Source organism: Acinetobacter sp. WCHAc060025 (assembly GCF_004209355.1).
GTDB lineage: Bacteria > Pseudomonadota > Gammaproteobacteria > Pseudomonadales > Moraxellaceae > Acinetobacter > Acinetobacter wuhouensis.
The window spans coordinates 1-251 of the sequence record NZ_SGSX01000072.1 but is presented as its reverse complement, the minus strand read 5'-3'; the positions used below and the strand labels follow the sequence as shown (position 1 = coordinate 251).

The following is a 251-nucleotide window of genomic DNA, read 5'->3' as shown; positions in this document are numbered from 1 at the left end:
GTCTGCTGATTCTTAGCAACTTCACTTAATGCTTTTGAACTATTGAGTGAATTTTCAAGTTGTTGTTTGGCTTCTTTGGCATCAAGGTGTGTACCACTGGCTTGATCTTGTTTATAGGTCGAAAGGAGTAAGCCTTGCCCTGCGCGTACTGCTCCCCACTGGTCGGTTCTGAGTTCAAAGCCTTCACCTCGTCCATCACTGCTGTCTTTGTCTTTAGGATGACTGAGGTTCCCGAGGTTGAGTTGGCTTGC

General features: G+C 46.6%; 1 protein-coding gene. It reads right to left on the bottom strand.

What is annotated here, in order from left to right; all coding sequences use genetic code 11:
- Positions 1–251 (bottom strand): type VI secretion system Vgr family protein (locus EXE09_RS18675; protein WP_171478648.1); only part of this gene is annotated, 251 nt, incomplete at both ends.